Annotated in this window: 18 protein-coding genes; 12 read left to right on the forward strand and 6 right to left on the reverse strand. The window is 67.3% G+C overall.

The features are described from left to right. Positions 1-33 precede the first annotated feature (33 nt). Genes AC1DCZ_RS16515 through AC1DCZ_RS16540 form a run of 6 tightly spaced genes read left to right on the forward strand, consistent with a single transcriptional unit; the run spans position 34 to position 6,809 of the window. On the forward strand, positions 34-1,383 hold the full coding sequence (locus AC1DCZ_RS16515; RefSeq protein ID WP_476975556.1) for an ABC transporter substrate-binding protein: 1,350 nt from the start codon (positions 34-36) through the stop codon (positions 1,381-1,383). Then, positions 1,383-2,276, forward strand: a complete 894-nt coding sequence (locus tag AC1DCZ_RS16520) for a carbohydrate ABC transporter permease (RefSeq protein WP_476975557.1) — start codon at positions 1,383-1,385, stop codon at positions 2,274-2,276. The genes AC1DCZ_RS16515 and AC1DCZ_RS16520 overlap by 1 nt, the downstream gene beginning before the upstream one ends. Next, on the forward strand, positions 2,273-3,115 hold the full coding sequence (locus AC1DCZ_RS16525; RefSeq protein ID WP_476975558.1) for a carbohydrate ABC transporter permease: 843 nt from the start codon (positions 2,273-2,275) through the stop codon (positions 3,113-3,115). The genes AC1DCZ_RS16520 and AC1DCZ_RS16525 overlap by 4 nt, the downstream gene beginning before the upstream one ends. Before the next feature lie 48 nt (positions 3,116-3,163). Continuing rightward, positions 3,164-4,246, forward strand: coding sequence for an ABC transporter ATP-binding protein (locus AC1DCZ_RS16530; protein ID WP_476975559.1), 1,083 nt, complete (start codon positions 3,164-3,166; stop codon positions 4,244-4,246). Next, the gene (ggh, locus tag AC1DCZ_RS16535; protein ID WP_476975560.1) at positions 4,243-5,598 is read left to right on the forward strand and encodes a glucosylglycerate hydrolase; all 1,356 of its coding nucleotides are present in this window, start codon (positions 4,243-4,245) and stop codon (positions 5,596-5,598) included. Before AC1DCZ_RS16530 ends, ggh begins: the two co-directional genes overlap by 4 nt. A gap of 26 nt (positions 5,599-5,624) precedes the next feature. Then, positions 5,625-6,809, forward strand: coding sequence for an ROK family protein (locus AC1DCZ_RS16540; protein ID WP_476975561.1), 1,185 nt, complete (start codon positions 5,625-5,627; stop codon positions 6,807-6,809). 31 nt (positions 6,810-6,840) lie between these two features. Here the strand turns inward: AC1DCZ_RS16540 and AC1DCZ_RS16545 are convergent, their stop codons facing one another. The 4 genes from AC1DCZ_RS16545 to AC1DCZ_RS16560 all read right to left on the reverse strand — a co-directional run bounded on the left by AC1DCZ_RS16545 (position 6,841) and on the right by AC1DCZ_RS16560 (position 8,475). Beyond that, positions 6,841-7,227, reverse strand: coding sequence for a type II toxin-antitoxin system VapC family toxin (locus tag AC1DCZ_RS16545; protein WP_476975562.1), 387 nt, complete (start codon positions 7,225-7,227; stop codon positions 6,841-6,843). An 8-nt stretch (positions 7,228-7,235) separates the two neighbouring features. Next, positions 7,236-7,499 (reverse strand): type II toxin-antitoxin system Phd/YefM family antitoxin, encoded by a 264-nt coding sequence (locus AC1DCZ_RS16550; protein WP_476975563.1) that lies wholly within the window; start codon positions 7,497-7,499, stop codon positions 7,236-7,238. 126 nt (positions 7,500-7,625) lie between these two features. Continuing rightward, positions 7,626-8,027 (reverse strand): VOC family protein, encoded by a 402-nt coding sequence (locus AC1DCZ_RS16555; protein ID WP_476975564.1) that lies wholly within the window; start codon positions 8,025-8,027, stop codon positions 7,626-7,628. A gap of 10 nt (positions 8,028-8,037) precedes the next feature. Next, the gene (locus tag AC1DCZ_RS16560; RefSeq protein WP_476894516.1) at positions 8,038-8,475 is read right to left on the reverse strand and encodes a helix-turn-helix transcriptional regulator; all 438 of its coding nucleotides are present in this window, start codon (positions 8,473-8,475) and stop codon (positions 8,038-8,040) included. A gap of 258 nt (positions 8,476-8,733) precedes the next feature. Here AC1DCZ_RS16560 and AC1DCZ_RS16565 point away from each other — a divergent pair, with 258 nt between their 5' ends. Beyond that, positions 8,734-8,937 (forward strand): cold-shock protein, encoded by a 204-nt coding sequence (locus AC1DCZ_RS16565; protein ID WP_024365339.1) that lies wholly within the window; start codon positions 8,734-8,736, stop codon positions 8,935-8,937. A gap of 256 nt (positions 8,938-9,193) precedes the next feature. On the opposite strand, the gene AC1DCZ_RS16570 is transcribed toward AC1DCZ_RS16565, so the two are convergent. Continuing rightward, positions 9,194-10,990 (reverse strand): SARP family transcriptional regulator, encoded by a 1,797-nt coding sequence (locus AC1DCZ_RS16570; RefSeq protein WP_476975565.1) that lies wholly within the window; start codon positions 10,988-10,990, stop codon positions 9,194-9,196. Positions 10,991-11,108: 118 nt separating this feature from the next. Between AC1DCZ_RS16570 and AC1DCZ_RS16575 the strand changes: the two genes are divergently transcribed. From AC1DCZ_RS16575 to AC1DCZ_RS16585, 3 genes are all read left to right on the forward strand, one after another. Continuing rightward, positions 11,109-11,303, forward strand: a complete 195-nt coding sequence (locus AC1DCZ_RS16575) for a hypothetical protein (RefSeq protein ID WP_476975566.1) — start codon at positions 11,109-11,111, stop codon at positions 11,301-11,303. A 169-nt stretch (positions 11,304-11,472) separates the two neighbouring features. Next, a complete protein-coding gene (locus AC1DCZ_RS16580; protein WP_476975567.1) occupies positions 11,473-11,940 on the forward strand; it encodes a hypothetical protein in 468 nt (155 codons plus the stop codon). Between the two features lie 93 nt (positions 11,941-12,033). After that, positions 12,034-13,656, forward strand: coding sequence for an alkaline phosphatase D family protein (locus tag AC1DCZ_RS16585; protein ID WP_476975568.1), 1,623 nt, complete (start codon positions 12,034-12,036; stop codon positions 13,654-13,656). A 140-nt stretch (positions 13,657-13,796) separates the two neighbouring features. Here AC1DCZ_RS16585 and AC1DCZ_RS16590 read toward each other — a convergent pair whose 3' ends face one another. Beyond that, positions 13,797-14,690, reverse strand: a complete 894-nt coding sequence (locus AC1DCZ_RS16590; protein WP_476975569.1) for an SDR family oxidoreductase — start codon at positions 14,688-14,690, stop codon at positions 13,797-13,799. Positions 14,691-14,903: 213 nt separating this feature from the next. On the opposite strand from AC1DCZ_RS16590, the gene AC1DCZ_RS16595 reads away from it, so the two are divergent. Both AC1DCZ_RS16595 and AC1DCZ_RS16600 read left to right on the forward strand, forming a co-directional pair. Then, a complete protein-coding gene (locus tag AC1DCZ_RS16595; RefSeq protein ID WP_476975570.1) occupies positions 14,904-16,157 on the forward strand; it encodes a plasmid pRiA4b ORF-3 family protein in 1,254 nt (417 codons plus the stop codon). 112 nt (positions 16,158-16,269) lie between these two features. Then, entirely contained in the window at positions 16,270-17,058 is a 789-nt protein-coding gene (locus AC1DCZ_RS16600) for a DUF4386 domain-containing protein (protein WP_476975571.1), read from the forward strand. The last annotated feature ends 565 nt before the right edge of the window (positions 17,059-17,623 follow it).

Consider the following 17,623-nt stretch of genomic DNA (forward strand, 5'->3'; position numbering starts at 1 on the left):
GTCGCAGAGGCGCGCGCCTGATTGGAGTAGTCCATGAACGACAACTTTTCACCGCCCCTCCACGGCCGCCCGTCGCGGCGCAGCATTCTCATGGCTGGCCTGGGAACAGCCCTTTCGCTTCCTTTCCTCTCCGCATGTGCCGGCTTTGACACCAGCGGCGCCACAGCCGGCGAAGGCACCGTGGGCTTTCTTTCCACCCAGTTCACCCCGGTCGAGGAGAAGCAGCGCTACGAGGCCGTCCTGAAGAAATTCGTGAAGGTCCCGGTGGCGTACAACTCCGTCGATCCGGGAGTCTTCGCCTCCACCGTCAAGTCCCAGGCCGACGCCGGCAACGTGCGCACCGCCCTGCTCGGCGGACTCCACGGTGAACTCGCACCCCTGGCCGGTTCCCTCGAGGACGTGGACCACCTTGTCAGCGACTTGGCCGACCGTGGCTTCACCAAAGAAGTCCTGGACTTGGCCAAAGCGGGCGGCGGCGCCACCAAATACGTCCCCTGGATGCAGGCCACGTACATCGTAGCCATCAACAAGAAAGCCCTGGAATGGCTGCCCAGCGGGGTCGACGTCAACGACTTGACGTACGAGGGCTACCTTTCGTGGGCCAAGGCCGCCAAGAAAGGCGCCGGGCGTCCGGTCTTCGGCATGCCCGCCGGGCCCAAGGGCCTGCACCACCGCTTCTACCAGGGCTTCCTGCTTCCCAGCTTCACCGGGGGACAGATCACCACGTTCCGCAACCCCGACGCCGTCACCGCCTGGAACTACATGAAGGACCTCTGGGACACCATGGCCCCGGCGTCCACCAACTACAACGCCATGCAGGAACCGCTGACCAGCGGGGAAGTGCTGGTGGCCTGGGACCACGTGGCCCGGCTGGTCGGCGCCCCGGCCACCAAGCCCGAGGACTGGCTGATGGTCCCCGCGCCACGCGGACCCAAGGGGCGCGGCTACATGCTGATCGTCGCCGGCCTGGCTCTACCCACAGGCGGGAAGGAACGTGCCCGGGCCGAGCAGGCCATCCGGGCCCTCACCGAGCCGCTGGTTCAGGTGGAAACCCTGCGCAGCAACGCGTTTTTCCCCGTGGTGCAAACAGAGCTCCCGACAGACCTCTCCGGCGCGATCGCGCTCGAGGCGGCCGCGGTCAAGCGCCAGCAGCGCTCCGCCGGGGCGCTCCTGGCCCTGCCGCCCGTCGGCCTTGGCGCCAAGGAAGGCGAAGTCTCGCAGATCTTCAAGAACTGCTTCCAGGAAATCTGCCTGGACGGCTCCGGCGTGCAGCCCGTCCTGGACCGCCAGGCAACCCAGCTGAACACCATCATGAAGGCGTTGAACGTCCCGTGCTGGGCTCCTGATCCCGTCTCCACCGGCTCGAAATGCGAGGTAGCGTAATGACGATCGATTCTCCGCCGGTCACGCAGGCCGTCCGGGTGGTGCCCCGGCGGCGCCGGATGTCCCCGGCCCTCTGGCTGATCGCACCGTCCATCGTGTTCATGGCCCTGCTGCTGGGGTGGCCCGTCATCCAGGGCGTCCTCCAGGCGTTCCAGGACGGCGGGGGATTCACCTTGGACTTCGTCAACCGCATGGTCCAGGACCCCTACTTCTGGCCGGCGGTCCGCAACACCGGCCTGCTGATCCTCGTGATGATCCCGCTGCAGTTCGGCTTCGCCATCGGCATGGCCCTGCTGCTGCGCTCCAGCCCGCGGCTGCATAAAGTCCACTTCTTTGTCTGGGCCATACCCCTGGCCCTGAGCGACCTCGCCGCAGGCCTTGTCTGGCTGTCCATCTTCAACGACCGCGGCTACCTCAACTCCTTCCTCAGCGGCCTGGGCATCCACGGCATCTCGTGGCTGGCCTACGACAACCAGACCACCATGTTCATCTGCGTCCTCGTCGCTGAAGTGTGGAGGTCGACGTCGCTGGTACTGGTCATCGTCGTCGCCGGCCTCCAGGGCGTCCCCAAGGACTACGACGAGGCGGCGCAGGTGTTCGGCGCCGGATTCTGGCAGCGCCTGCGCCACGTCACCCTTCCCCTGCTGAAACCCAGCCTCCAGGTGGCGCTGATCCTCCGGACCATCCTGGCCTTCCAGACCTTCGCCGTGGCCCAGGCGCTGACCGGGCAGAACTTCCCCCTCGTCGTCGGCGAAACCTACCGCTGGTACACCGGCCTGCAGAACCCGAACGTGGCCGCGGCCCTGGCACTCGTCATCCTGGTGGCGTCGATGCTGACCTCGGTCTTCTACCTGCGGGCACTCCGCGAGAAAGGGCAGGGAAGTACACGATGAGCACAGCCACAGTTGACACCGCACCCCTCCAACGGCAGAAGCGCAACCGGATCTACCTCCAGGTCGCCTGCGTCGCCATCTCGTTGTTCATGCTGGCGCCGATCTACCTGATCTCCCTGGCGGCGCTTTCCACGCGGGAATCCCTGAACCAGTTCCCGCTCAGCCTGCTGCCGACGAACATCTCCTTCGAGACGCTCGGCGGGTTCCTCTCCTCCACGGGCATCTTCGGTGCCCTGGGCAACTCGCTGATCGTCGGCGTCGGGACGTTGCTGCTTTCGGCCCTGATCGGTGTTCCGGGCGGCTACGCGCTCGCCCGGTTCGCCTTCCCCGGCAAGGATCCCTACCAGCTGTTCCTGCTGTTCACCCGGGCCCTGCCCATCGTGGTGCTCTCGGTTCCGCTGGCCCGGCTCTTCCTCACCGCCGGCATCTACGACACAACGTACGGCGTGATCCTGCTGCACACCTCGCTGGCGCTGCCCACCACCATCCTGATTTCGGCGAGCGTGTTCCTGAACGTCCCGGTGGACCTGGAGGAGGCAGCCCGGATCTTCGGCTGCACCCCGTGCGGCGCGTTCATCCGGGTGGTCATGCCCATGGCGCTTCCCGGCCTGGCCGCCGCGTCCATCTTCACCTTCGTGATGTCCTGGAACGAGGTCCTGGGCGCCTCCATCCTGACGCTGGACCACCGCACCCTCCCGGCGCAGGTCCTGACCTCGCTGTCCGACTCCCCGCTGGCGTACCGCTTCGCGGGCGGCTTCGCCATGGTCATCCCGTCGATCATCTTCATTGCGCTGATGCGCCGGTACCTGACGAACATGTGGGGCTCAACGATCCGCTGAGCCGTGCCCCCAAAACTTCCCCGCACCATCTGCAAAAAGGAAACGACCATGGCCGACATCGCCATCTCACACCTTGTAAAGACCTATCCCGGAGGTAAGGAGCGCGCCACCGACGACGTCTCCCTGAACATCAGCGACGGCGACTTCACCGTCCTGCTCGGCCCCTCCGGCTGCGGCAAGACCACCCTGCTGCGGATGCTGGCCGGGCTGGAATTCCCGGACTCCGGCTCCATCTCGGTGGGCGGCCGCGACGTCACCTACCTGCCGCCCAACAAACGCAACATGTCCATGGTCTTCCAGTCCTACGCCGTGTTCCCGCACCGGAACGTCCGGTACAACATCGGCTTCGGGCTGCTCATGGCGAAAAAAGCGCCCGAGGAGATCGCGCGGAAAGTCGCGTGGGCCGCGGACCTGCTCCAGCTCAGCCCGTACCTGGACCGGCTCCCGGCCCAGCTCTCCGGCGGCCAGCGCCAGCGCGTGGCGGTGGCACGCGCCATCGTGATGGACGCCGACGTGCTCCTGATGGACGAGCCGCTCTCCAACCTGGACGCCCTGCTGCGCCTGACGTTCCGCTCCGAACTCAAGAAGATCGTCCAGGACCTCGGCACCACCACCGTGTACGTCACGCACGACCAAAGCGAGGCCCTCTCCCTGGGCGACCAGGTGGCAGTGATGCGCAAGGGCAGCATCGCCCAGCTCGGGAACCCCCTGGACGTCTACGACGCACCCGCCGACCGGTTCGTCGGCGGTTTCATCGGATCGCCTCCCATGAACTTCATCAACGCGGCCGTGTCCGACGACGGCGACACGCTCCTTTTGGGGGAACAGCGGCTCCGTGCCCCTTCGATCCTGCGGTCCTTCGCCAACAACGACGTCGTCCTTGGCGTCCGGGCAGAGAACGTTTCGGTGGACTCCACCAGGTCCTCCGGCGACATCCCCGCCACCGTGCTGGTGGTGGAACCCATGGGCTCCACCGTGCTGCTCACCGTGGACGTCGACGGCCAGAGCATCAAGGTCCAGGCCCCGCCGACGTTCAGGACCGAGCCGCACCACACCATCTGGCTGACCTTTTCCCCGCACACCATGCGCTTCTATGACGGCGCAACGTCAATGGCACTGGAGGCCAAATGAACACCGCTCCCCACGTCAGCATCGACGACCTTCAGAAAGCGGCCGAGGACGTCCTGAAGCTCAACGACCTGGGCACCATGACCACCGCGGCGCCCAACCTCTACCCCCACATGTGGAGCTGGGACGCGGCATTCGTGGCCATCGGGCTGGCACGGGTCAATGTCCCGCGGGCCATCACCGAACTCCGCACCCTGCTCGCCGCCCAGTGGTCCACCGGAATGATCCCGCACATCGTCTTCAGCGAGAACAGCACCGACTACTTCCCCGGCTTCGACCGCTGGGGCACGGAAGCGGCCGCCGCCCGGCCGGCAGGCGTGAAGAGCAGCGGCATCTGCCAGCCTCCGGTCCACGCCATTGCGCTTCGCCACATTGTGGACCGCGGGCGTGAGAACGGCGGCGCCGACCAGGACGCGGCCGAGTCCTTCCTGCGCGAGTCCTTCGACGGCTGGCTCGCGTGGCACCGGTGGCTGGCAACTGTCCGGGACCCCGACAAAGTCGGGCTGATCGAGATCCACCACGGCTGGGAGTCCGGCTTCGACAATTCCCCGCGGTGGGACGGCCCCTACGCCCGGGTCCAGCCCGGCGCCGTACCCGTCTTCACCCGCCGGGACACCCTGCACGTGGCCGACGCCAGTGAACGCCCGGACAACGCCGAATACACCAAGTACCTGTGGCTCGTCCAGCAGATGGCCTCCGTCGGCTACGACGACAAAGCCATCCAGGACATTGTGGACTTCCGCGTGCGGGACGTGTTCTTTTCCGGGATCATGGCAGCCTCGAGCGATGTCCTGGCCGGCCTGGCCGAGGACATCGGGCGCAGCGCCGACGCCGAGGAACTGCGCGGGTTCGGCCGCCGTTTCCGCGACGGCGTGGCCGCCACCATCGATCCCGGCACCGGCCTGGCCCGGGACTACGACGTCCTGGCCCGGGAATGGATTTCCACCGACACTGTCTCCGGCTTCGCCCCGCTGGTGGCCGGCGGCCCTGACAGCGTGCTTGCAGCGCAGCGGAACATCCTGGTGGGCCCGGACTGGATGGGCTGCCCCGGACTGCGGTTCCCGCTGCCGCCGTCGACCTCCCCGTCCAGCCCGGCGTTCCGCCCCCGCACTTACTGGCGCGGACCGGTCTGGCCCTTCCTGAACCTCCTGCTCGGCTGGGCCTGCCACCGGGACGGACAGAACGAGCTGTACGAAACGCTCCGGTCCGCCTCCCTGCACCAGCTCGCGGACCTGCAGTTCGGCGAATACTACGAGCCGTTCACGGGCGAACCGCTGGGCAGCCTGAACCAGGCCTGGACCGCCGCGGCCGCCCTGGAATGGATCGGCGGCAGCCCCGACGGCGGCCTCCGGTAGGATGGCAATCCGAAACAGGAGGGTCCATGTCAGCCGAACGCGTACCGGCTAAGCTCAGCGGGGCCGCCTCCCACGGCCACCTCCTGGACCTGATCCGGTCAACCGGCGGAATGTCCCGTCAGCAGCTCCTGGCCAGCACCGGGATGTCCCGTGCCACCTTGTACGAGCGGCTGGACACGCTGATGCGGCGCAAGTTCATTTACGAGGCCGAATCCCTGGAAGCCACCGGCGGGCGGCGTTCACGCAAGATTCGTTTCGATGACCGCGGCCGTGTTGTTCTGGCCTTCGCCCTCGGCCAGACGCACGCCACGGTCGCCGTCACGGACATCGCCGGACGGCACCTGCGCTCGCGGACGCTGCAGTCCCGCATTGATGCACCGTCGGCGGCCGTCCTCGAGCCGCTGATCCGGCTCGGGGCGGAGCTGCTGGCGGAGGGTGCGGAGGGCGCGGAGGAAAGCCTCGTGGGCGTGGGGTTCAGCCTGCCGGCCCCGGTGGAGGCCGGAACGGGCCGCGTGGTCCACCCGACGACGATTCCTGAATGGGAGCCGGGCGCTGTGGTGGCCGCCATTTCGCGGGTCTGGCAGGTGCCGCTGATCGTGGAAAACGATGCCAGGGCCGGCGCCCTGGGCGAATGCGGCGCCGACGACGAAACGATCGTCTACGTGAAGGTCGCCACCGGCGTTGGGTGCGGCGTGGTGGTGGACGGATCAATTCTCCAGGGCGCGCACGGCGCAGCCGGCGACATCGGCCACATCCTCGTCGCCTCGGACGGACCGGTCTGCCGTTGCGGACGCCGCGGGTGCCTGGCCACCTTCAGTTCCGGAGCAGCCATCATGGATAGGCTCAGCGGCCAAGGAGTTGCCTCCATGAACGATGTGGTCCGCGCCGCCCTTCTGGGGGACCAGACGGTCGAAGCCGTCCTGCGCTCCGCAGCCGACGTCCTTGGCGGAGCCCTCGCCGCGACCGTCACAACGGTCAATCCGAACAGGCTGGTTCTTGGGGGAGTGATCGGCACTATCCCGGTCTTCGCGGAACAGGTGCGCGCCAGGGTTCTCCGGGACGTGGTGGACCGCATCGCCGACGGCCTTGAAGTACTTGCGGGGGCCGAGGGTGACCGCGCCGCCATTGACGGTCTCACCCGGCTGGTGGTCCGGAAGGTCTTCGCTCCGGAGGGCATCGACGCCTCCATTGTGGACTACGCCCTCAACTGATTGATCTCACGGCGTTCTGCTCGGGGGACAATCATTCCACGCTGCCCGGGGACGAGACGTTGAGCCCGGCGTCGACTGCTGCGGCCAGCAGTTCGGCGTCGTAGGCAACCAGGACGTCGGTCTGCAGGCGGATGGCCGCCGCGAGGTGGATGGCATCCGCGCTCCGCAAACCCCCTGGCAACGCGGCCGCGTACATCAGGTCCGAGCGCGTCAGATCCACCAAATTGATTCCACCCAGCACGGAATTCACCAGCTCGCCGGGGAATCCGCGCCGGTGCGCTGCGCAATGAAGTTCCGTGTAGAGCAGCATGGACGCCACCAGCTTGTCGCCGCGGCCCACCGCGGTGGAGACGTACGTGGCCGTGGCGGGGGATTCCTTCTCCTCAACCACCAGCTTGAGGGCAGCCGAAGTGTCCACGTAGATGATCAACGGTCACCGCGGAGGTCGGCCAGGATTTCCGCCGTGCCTTGGTCCTGCCGGACGCGCGGCAGTGCTTGGAAGTCCACGACGCCGGCCGACTGCCGGACCTGTCCCGCCAGAAGCAGCCGTTCAAACGGGGAAGTGGATGGAGGGATCAGCGTGGCGGCTATCTCGCCGTTGTTGGTGACATCGATGGTTTCACCGTTTTTCACGCGCTCCAGAATCTTGCTGCTCTGGTTGCGCAGTTCGCGGTGCGGGATGGTTGTCATGGCTGCCTCCGTAGCAAGCGTAGCAACCACGGGCCCGTGCCGAAAGGCCGCGCCGAGGGTGTCTCAGCTGCCCCCTTTGAGGCGCCCGCGGCGACATCCCCGGCGTCGTTCGTGTTTTCGAGCCGCTCAGGCCTGGTTGAACCGGACCATGTTGCCGGAAGGGTCGCGGAAGGCGCAGTCACGCGGGCCCCACGGCTGGACGATGGGTTCCTGGAGGACCTCCGCGCCGGTGGCCCGGACCGCCTCGAACGTGGCGTCAAGATCGTCGGTGCGGAACAGGAGGATAGGGAGGGCGCCCTTGACGAGCAGCTGCTGGAGGGCGTCGCCGTCGTCCTGGGAGCGGCCCGCGTGCGGCACGGACAGCACCAGCTCCAGATCCGGCTGGGCCTTGCTGCCGAGGGTGACCCAACGCTGCCCGTCCGAGCCGACGTCGTTGCGCACCTCCAGGCCGAGCACGTCCCGGTAGAACGCGAGCGACTCGTCGAGGTCATTGACGGTGATTTGTGAATACTGCAGTGAAATGTTCATATCTCCCACGCTATTGCAGCGGCTGCGGGGGCGCTTCTTCAATCCTGCTCGGCTTGCGCTCGGGCCGGGTGCGCAGCCGGGCAATGCACGACGGCATGGCCTTCACCGCGTCGTGCTGCCGGGACCGGTACTCGCTGGGCGGAATGCCGACGATCTCGGCGAACCGTGAGCTGAACGACCCCAACGAGGTACAGCCGACCTCCATGCAGGCATCCGTCACGCTGGCGCCGGCCCGCAGCAACGCCATGGCGCGTTCGATCCGCCGGGTCATCAGGTAGCTGTAGGGCGTCTCGCCGTAGGCCGCCTTGAACTGGCGGGAAAAATGCGCCGGGGACATGAGGGCACCAGCGGCCATGGTGGGCACATCGAGAGGCCGGGCGTAGTCGCGGTCGATCAGGTCCCGGGCCCGCCGGAGGTGTGCCAGATTGGCCAACTCCTGTGGTGTCATGCCGCCATTCTAGTTGTGCCGACATCCCGGCGGAGGGTCCCAAATGAGGCGCGGTTGGCGCCCCGGCAGCCGCGGTGGTAATCGGCTCCGGGAATCTCCTGTAGTGTTGATCCTGTTGTTGTGTTTATGCAGTTCGTAGTTCAGGCAGTACGCAAGGTTGCAAGACCTTGTTCTTCTGAAGCAGCGGTTTTGAGCACCCCACACAGGAGGACCCGAAAGTCGGGACTTTTCCTCCACCTTCACGAAGGACAAAAAATAATGGCTACTGGTACCGTCAAATGGTTTAACGCTGAAAAGGGCTTCGGCTTCATTTCCCCCGATGACTCCTCACAGGACGTCTTCGCACACTACTCCGCGATCGCCTCTTCCGGCTTCCGCTCACTCGAAGAGAACCAGAAGGTCTCCTTCGAAACCGAGCAGGGCCCCAAGGGTCCCCAGGCCGTAAACATCCAGGCTCTCTAAGACTTAGCTTCCAGCTAACTCTTCTGAGTCCGGAACCTTACAGGTTTCGAGCAGGGTCCGTCATTGACGGGCCCTGCTTTTGCTTAACCCAGGTGTGCGGTCCGGCCCAGGTGGGCTGCGCACCCTTTAGTGTCTGTCGACGCGCAAAATACCTGTCGCTGCCGGAATTCCGCTAGCGACAGGTATTTTGCGCGTCGTGGGCCAGGTTGCGCGTCGTGGAACCGTCCGCCGCACGCCCACTCACCCCATGCCAGGGTCACCCATCGTGGCGCCGGGCCAGGAACGCCGCCAGCGCCGGGTTGTCGATCGCCTTCGCCAGCCACGGCACGGCCTGCGCGGCTGCCTCGTCGCCGAGAAGAGCCCGATGGGACTGCGCGCGCACGACGAACTCCCGCATTCCGCTGCGGCTGGCCATCACAGCCAAGCGTTCCACGAACTCCGCAGCCCGCGGCGAGCCCGTGGCGAGGGCGACCTCCGCCGCGGCATCGAGCAGCCGGGCCGAATACCAGAGGTACCACGGCGAGGGCTCCAGCCCCCGGTTGATCCAGTGTTCGGCGGCCGCGAGGTCGCCGTGGGCGAGGAACAGCCGGGCTTCTGCCCCGGCCGCCAGGGCCATATAGCAGTGGTCGCCGGCGAGTTCGGCCATCACCCACGACCGGTCAATCAGCGCCGCCGCCGGGTCCAGCTGGCCGGCGGCAAGGTACGTTCCGCCCCGGAGCCCGGTGACAAACGGCTCGAACGCCGTCCAGTGCTCCTCCGCAATCCACTCCAGGGCCCGGTCCAGGCAGGCCGCCGCCCGCTCCACGTCCCCGCGGAGCAGATGAACCCGGCCGAGCAGCGCCTCGCTGAACGCCTGTTGCCGCCGGTTCCGGACCTCCCTGGCGAGCCGTCCGGATTCGGTGAACGCCGCCACCGCGTCCTCGTAGTGCGCGGTGTCCGACGCCAGCATGCCCTGGATCGCCAGAATCCTCGCCTGCTCGTCGGGAATCCCCTTGGCAGCCTGCATCGCCCGCTCCAGCCAGCCGGCCGCCCGGTCCGGAACGCCGCGCTGCACGGACAGATAGCCCAGCTCACGGTAGGCGGCAGCGGCAGTCCGGGAGACGCCGTCGGGCGCTTCGGCCGACAGCGCGCGGTGCAGGAAATCGGCGACCTCGGCGCCGCGGCCGCCGGCCTGGTGGATCAGCGCCCCGGCCAGCGTCACGAGGGATTCCGCGATCAGGTGCCGGTCGGCGGTGCGCTGGGCGAGTTCGACGGCGAGCCGCAGCTGATCGAGCCCGCGGTCGACGGCGCCTGCCGAGAGCGAGGCGGCGCCGGCGTCGAGGTAGGAACGGACCGTGGCCACGCTCGCCGGGACCCCGGGGTCCACCGCCGGAGCTGAACCCGACAGCGCCCGACGGACTTCCGCGGGCAGGGGCAGGCCGAGCTCCTGGCGGAAGAGGTCCCCGCATTTGGTGACCTGCTCGCGCGCCCGCCGGTGTTCGCCCAGCGCGACGAACGCTTTGACGAGCACGGCGGTGCAGTCCACGTTGAAGGGATCCCGGCGCAGGACCTGCGAGGCGAGCTCGGCCGCTTCGCCGGGAGTGCCCGACGCCAGGGCCGTCAGCGCGGCTTCATAGATCAGCGACTGGACCGAGTTCTCAAGGCGGTACCGCTGGTCCGCGAGCCAGGAATCAAACACCGGGCAGTCGGCGAAGGACAGCCCCTCCAGCAACTGCCCCTCAAGCCGCCGCGGATCGAGGCCGCCGCTCGGTGCAACGCACTCTACAGCGTCGCAGTGCCAGGGCGCGGGCAGCTCCAGCCGCAACGGATCGCCCCCAATCGATGCGCCGCCCAGGGTCCGGCGGAGCTCGGACAGGTTCCAGCGCAGGGCACCGAGGGGATCGGCGGCATCGGGAAACAGGAGGCCGGCTGTCCGGGAGCGGCCGGCGCCCTCCGTTTGCAGCGCGAGGTAGGCCAGCACCGCCCAGGCCTTGCGGCCCCTGGGCTGCGGGGGAGTAGTGCCTGGGGACTCGATCCGTGGCGGACCGAGGAGCCGGATCCAAGTCGCGGCCATACGAGCCATGTTACGCCGGGGGGATGGGCGGCGTCGCAGCGGCGTCACACGCCCGCTCACACGGCCGCTGCCGAGACTGGGTTCATCCAATCCGACCATCACCTGAGGTGAACCAATCATGGAACTAATCGTTGCCCTGCTTTCCGGACTCGTGCTTGTTTCCGGCGGTGCCACGTTCCGCGCAGTGCTCAAGGACGGCCACGGCCATACCCCGGCGGTGCGGTCCACCGAGCCCTGGAAAGCCGGCGATCTGCCCAGCGAACCGTACTCGGCTGCGTCCAGGAGTATCCCGCGGGCGTTGTGGCTGCGGTAGGGCTGCCGGCAGCCGGCGTCCGGACGTGACGCGGGGGCGGGCCTGGACCTGACGCGGGGCGGGCTTGGACCTGAAGGCGGGTCCGGGGCGGCACACGAGTCTGGACACGACAGCAGGGCGGTGGGATTCTGAGGCAGGCACCATCGGCGAGGGAGGCTGGTAGCAGGTCATGGATGAAACACCGGATACGCGTCAATTACTTTCCGCCCGCATCGACCAAAAGCAACAAGCCGTCCGCGCTTTCCTGGGACGGGAGCGGCCACGCCGGAACCGGCTCTCCAACGTCAGTGTTGTGGGCAGCGCCCTCGCCGCTTTCCTCACGGCCGGTCCGGCGTTCGGGGGCAAAGGGTTCACCGAAGGACTGCAAGGGGTCTTCTCGCTGAGCGACGATTCCGTGGTGTGGCGCGTCCTTTGCCTGGCAGCGGTGGTGTTGTCCGCCGCGGCGGCCCTGTCCACGAACCTCGCCAACTCCCACGAACTGGCGGATAAGGTCAGCGCCGCCGAGACCTGCGCGGCGCAGCTGGAGGGGCTGCAGATAGCGTTGAGCTTTGGCCGCGTGACCGTCGACGACGCCGTGCAGCTGTACCAGCAGTACACCGCCCACGTGGCGTTCGTGGACGAAGTCCCGGCCCGCTGACGGCCCGCTGACCCGCCGGCCCTTCCCGCTGACGGCGGGAGCCGTTCACGCCGGCGTCGCCCGCGGTTCACCCGGACCGTCAAAGCTGAGGGCATGACTGCTTTCACCCGCCGAACCATCCTCAAAGGTGCCATGGCCGCAGCCGGTGCCGCCGCCGTCGTTCCCGGAACCCCCGCTTCCCCCGCAAACGCGGCCCCGCCATCCGGCGTCGCGCTGGTCCGGAACCGCCTGACCCTCCCGTCCGGCATCGCCACGGGCGACGTCACCGCCGATTCCGGCGTGCTGTGGTCCCGCGCGTCGGGCCCGGGCCGGCTCGTGGCCAGCCTGCTGGCCGTCGACGACGGCGGGTCCCCGCTCCGCGGCGGCCGCGCCTTCCAGCGGGTGCTCCGGGGGAGCGCCGCGTCCGAGGCGACGGACTTCACCGCCAAGATCAACGCCGAGCGCCTGCCGTCCGGCACACGGTTTGCCCTCACGATGCACTTCGAGGACGCCGACGGCAACGCCGGCGAAACCGCGCAGGGATCCTTCGCCACGGCACCGAGTACGGGGCTGCTCAGCAGTGGACGCGAGGCACGCCGGCAGAGCTTCGTCTGGACCGGCGACACCGCCGGCCAGGGCTGGGGCATCAACGAGGACATCGGCGGCATGCGCGGCTACGCGGCCATGCACGCCACCCGCCCTGACTTCTTCATCCACTCCGGCGACACCATCTACGCTGACGGGCCCATCACCGCGCAGGTCACCGAGCCCGACGGGAAGATCTGGCACAACCTGGTCACCGAGGAGGTGTCCAAGGTGGCGGAGACGCTCAACGAGTTCCGCGGCCGGCACCGCTACAACATGATGGATCAGAACATCCGTGCGCTGTACGCCGAGGTGCCGGTGATCGCGCAGTGGGACGACCACGAGACCCACAACAACTGGTATCCGGGGCAGATCCTCAGCGACACCCGCTACACCGAGCGCCGCGTGGACGTCCTCGCAGCCCGGGCCCGCCAGGCATGGCAGGAGTACCAGCCCATCGCGGGGCTGAGCGCCGGCGGGACAGGTTTTGAACCGGCCCGGATCTACCGCAAAATCTCCCGCGGCCTGCAGCTGGACATCTTCTGCCTGGACATGCGCTCCTTCAAGGACCCCAACACGGGCGGGAAGGAACCGCAGCTCACGCATATCCTCGGCCAGGAGCAGGCGGACTGGCTCATCCGCGAGGTGAGCAGCTCCAAGGCCACGTGGAAGGTCATCGCCAACGACCTCCCGCTCGGGCTGGTGGTGCCGGACGGCCCGGTCAACGAGGAATCCCTGTCCAACGGCGACGACGGCGCGCCGCTGGGCAAGGAGCTTGAGCTCGCCCGGGTGCTGTCGGCCTTCAAACGCAACCGGGTGAAGAACGTGGTCTGGCTGACGGCCGACGTGCACTACTGCGCGGCCCACCACTACTCCCCGGAACGTGCGGCCTTCCGCGACTTCGATCCCTTCTGGGAATTCGTGGCAGGTCCCATCAACGCCGGAAGCTTCGGACCCAACAAGTTGGACGGAACGTTCGGGCCCGAAGTGGAGTTCTTCAAGACCGGCAAGTATGCCAATGAGTCCCCGCGCAGTGGCGAGAACCAGTACTTCGGACATGTCGATCTGGGCGAGGGCGACATCTTCACCGTGAGCCTCCGGGACGCCAACGGCACAGTGCTCTGGAGCAAGGAGCTGCTGCCGGAACGGTGAGGGCACGCTGGCGGTAGCTGTGGGGGCGCGGACTGTCCCCACACGGGCGTGGCCCCTCCCGAAATCCCGGGAGGAGCCACTGGCTTGCCGGCCACTGCCAGAGCCAGCCCGCACAACGCTGGCGATTACCGCGCCGGCGGCTACGGCGTCGGCATGCCGCCATTGACGTTAAGGGTCTCACCGACCACATAGCTGGACTCGGCCGAGGCGAGGAACACGTACGCCGGAGCCAGCTCGGCCGGCTGGCCGGCACGGCCCAGCGGGGTCTCCTTGCCGAACTCCGGCAGGTCCTCCTTCGGCTGCCCGCCGCTGGCCTGGAGCGGGGTCCAGATGGGACCGGGCGCAACCGCGTTCACCCGGATGCCCTTGGGCGCGAGCTGCTGGGCCAGGCCCTTGGTGAAGTTGTTGATCGCAGCCTTCGTGGACGCGTAGTCCACCAGGGTGGCCGAAGGGCTGTACGCCTGGATGGAGGTGGTGTTGATGATGCTCGACCCCGCCGGCAGGTGCGGCAGCGCTTCCTTTGTGAGCCAGAACATGGCGTACACATTGGTCTTGTAGGTGTGGTCGAACTCGACGTCGGTGATGTCGCCGAGCGACTCCTGCGCCACCTGTTTCCCGGCGTTGTTCACCAGGATGTCGAGGCCGCCGAGCTCCCGCACGGCTGTCTCCACCAGGTCCCGGCACACAGCCGAATCCTTCAGATCACCCGGCACCTTGACGGCCTTCCGGCCTGCTTTCTCGATCAGGTTCGCGATCCGGACGGCGTCCTCTTCCTCCTCCGGGAGGTACGACATCACGACGTCGGCGCCTTCGCGGGCAAAGGCGATGGCCGTTGCAGCGCCAATCCCGGAGTCCGCGCCGGTGATGAGCGCCTTGCGGCCCTCCAGCCGGCCGGTGCCGCGGTAGCTGTCCTCGCCCAGGTCTGCCTTGGGGGTCAGCTTGGCGTCCAGGCCGGGTTCGGGCTGGCTCTGCTCGGGCGGTGCGATCTGCTCGTACGCCGTAACGGGGTTCCTGAACGTGTACTGGTCAGTCATGGTGCTCCTCCGGATCATGGGGGTCTCAGCTGCTGGTGTCGCACCGCCCGCGTCTTAGGGCGGGCAGTGAGCACACCATACGCATGCTAAGCATGCTTAGCATTCACTTTAGCCAGCGCGGCGTCTGTGGCGCAACGACAGCGGCTGCCCCGCGGCATGCCCGGGTGCGACGTCGCAACCGTCTGTTGAGGTGCTTCTGGCAAGATTGCCGGTATGCAACCCGCCACCGTCCCCGCCTACGACCTCCGCGTCAGCATCCAGGGCACCGAGCCCGAGATTTGGCGTCGTCTTCTGGTGCCGGAAACCATCACGGTCCCGGAACTGCACCGGGTGCTCCAGGCGGCCTTCGGCTGGGAGGACCGCCACCTTTTTGGCATTCGGTGTGTGGACCGGCTCGGCCAGCCCCGTGTCATCATCGGCCCCGACGACGCGGCGGAGGAGATGGGCGACGAGCCGGCTTCCGGCGTCGTGCTCTTTGAGCTCCTGGACGCCCAGCAGACCGCCCCGGTCATGTTCGAGTACGAATACGACTTTGGCGATGCGTGGACGCACCTCTTCGAGGTGGTGGGGCCGGCCGAACTGCCCGCCGGCGCCGTGCGCTGCATCGACGGCGCCAACCGGGGCCCGGTGGAAGACTCCGGCGGAATCTACGGCTATGCGCGCCCCACTGAAGCCCTGGCCGACCCCTTGCATGAGGAGCACCAGGAGCTTTCCGACTGGTACAAGTTCGCGACGGGCCAGGACGCCCGCACCTTTGCGCCGGACGCGTTCGACGCCGCCGCGCTCAACAGCCTCTTGGACGAGCTCGCGAAACGCCTCTGGCCGGAGCCGCCCACGGACGAGGAGATCGACGCCGTCGTCCGCCCAGTGCACTGGCTGCTGACCCAGGCGGGCCCGGACGGCCTGCAATTAACCCAGGACGGCTACCTCAAACCTGCCGTGGTCAGCCAGGCCGTCCGTGACCTCGGCTGGGCCTACCGCTGGCCGGGCGCGGCGAACCGCGAAAGCCAGACCGTGCCCGTTCTGATGCTGCGGCAGCAGCTGCAGGCCTGGAAGCTGCTGCGGAAGAGCAAGGGCCGGCTGGTCCTGTCACCGGCCGGACGCAAGATGCGCGACGGCGGCCGTCCCCTGTGGGACTGCCTCGCCGACGCGGTGGCCTTCCCGGCGGATCAGGCGACGGCCTTTGTGACCCGGCTGGTGGTCCACTGGCTGCTTGCGGGGTCCACGCCGGATTGGGAAGAGCGGCGGCACATGATCGCGGATACCCTGGGCGCGGCGGGTTTCCGGGTGGAGGGCGGTAAACCTGTGCCCTTGGATGTAGCCCAGGACCTCTATTCGGACGTGCGCTGGATGTTGGACTGCCTGCAGCTGAAAGTCCCGGAGCGCACGTTCGGTGAAAAGGCTGCCCTGACCGACGGCGGACGGAAGTTCCTCCACCAGGTCCAGGGGTTGCTCGAAGGCCCGTAGAAGGGGCCGTCATTCGACGCAGCGCAACCGATTCTCCCTACGGCAAGCCAAGCCCTTGACGGGTGTTCCCCCGAGCACGACACTGGGACCCAGTTGAAGGTCGGAACATATCATGCCGCAGCCGAACAACTGGGCGGGCTATCGCTCGCCCGCCATCGCGTCAACAACGGAAGGCATTCCGGTGACTTCGACGAGGAAGACCGCGCTCGTGGCAGGTATCTTCTACCTGATTACCTTTGTTTCGATCCCCACGCTCACACTGTACGGTCCCGTGAAGGGCAAGGACTTTATCATCAGCTCCACCGCCGACACTGGCGCGCTCTGGGGATGCTTGCTCGAGGTGATCGTCGGCCTCGCCGGAATCGGCACCGCCGTCACGCTGTTCCCGGTGGTCAAGCGGCAAAACGAAGGCATGGCGCTGGGCTTTGTCGCCAGTCGCACGATTGAAGCCGCCATGATCTTCGCGGGCGTCGCGAGCATCCTTTCCCTCGTTGCCTTGCAAGAAGCCGGTGCCTCCGGAGCGGACGCGACCTCGTTGACCACTGTGGGCGATGGGCTCGTCGCGTTCTACAACGGAACGTTCCTGCTCGGACAGAGCCTCATGCCAGCCGTGAACGCTGTGTTGCTGGGGACCTTGCTGTACCGCTCGGGCCTCGTGCCGCGTGTCCTTCCCGTGCTTGGTCTCATCGGAGCGCCCCTGCAGTTCACTGCCGTCATCCTCACGATGTTCGGCGTCATCGACCGAATCTCCACCGTGACCCTGCTCGCCGCGCTCCCGGTCGCTCTTTGGGAGTTCTCGCTTGGCCTCTGGCTAGTGGTCAAGGGCTTCAGGCCGTCACCCATTACAAGCGCAATGCCCGCCACCGTCGCCACGCCCGCCAGCCGAACCGACTCCAACTAGCTCACCGTGACCATGCTGGTCTCGGCCCTTACGCTGATAGCGACTATCGAGGGTTGGGAGAAGACGGGTTGCACGTGTCGAGTTGCCCGACGTGATGGCTGCGGCTGCAACAGTGAACGAGCCGTCGCCGCCAGCCGCACACCTGGGGTGTGAGCCAGTACACAGCGCCCCGGTTGCGCTGAAGGTGGCCGCGGCAGGCCGTGCGCCTGTCCCTTTTCCGCGCCGTTGCGGGGTTCTGCGGGTGTGCGGTGCGTGGTGGGGGCCGATTTGTGCCCGGTCCTCCCGGCGTGTAAAGTAATTCGAGTCGCCGCCGCTGATGCGGAAAGATAGCGACCGACCCCCTTCTGAACAGCCTGGAAAATGGCGCACTTTGTGTGTGCCGGAACCGGGTGGGGGCCTTCCCGGAGGAATGTGAAGCGCAGGAATGCGGATTTGCAAAGACTTCCGGGGTCGGGTAAGTTTGGGAAGTTGCTCCGGAGCGATCTGTGACCGTGTGGTTGTGGTGGTGCCGGGTGTGTCTGTTGTTTGAGAACTCAATAGTGTGCCAAGTTTGTTGATACCAATT

The organism is Arthrobacter sp. 10N418 (assembly GCF_056394725.1).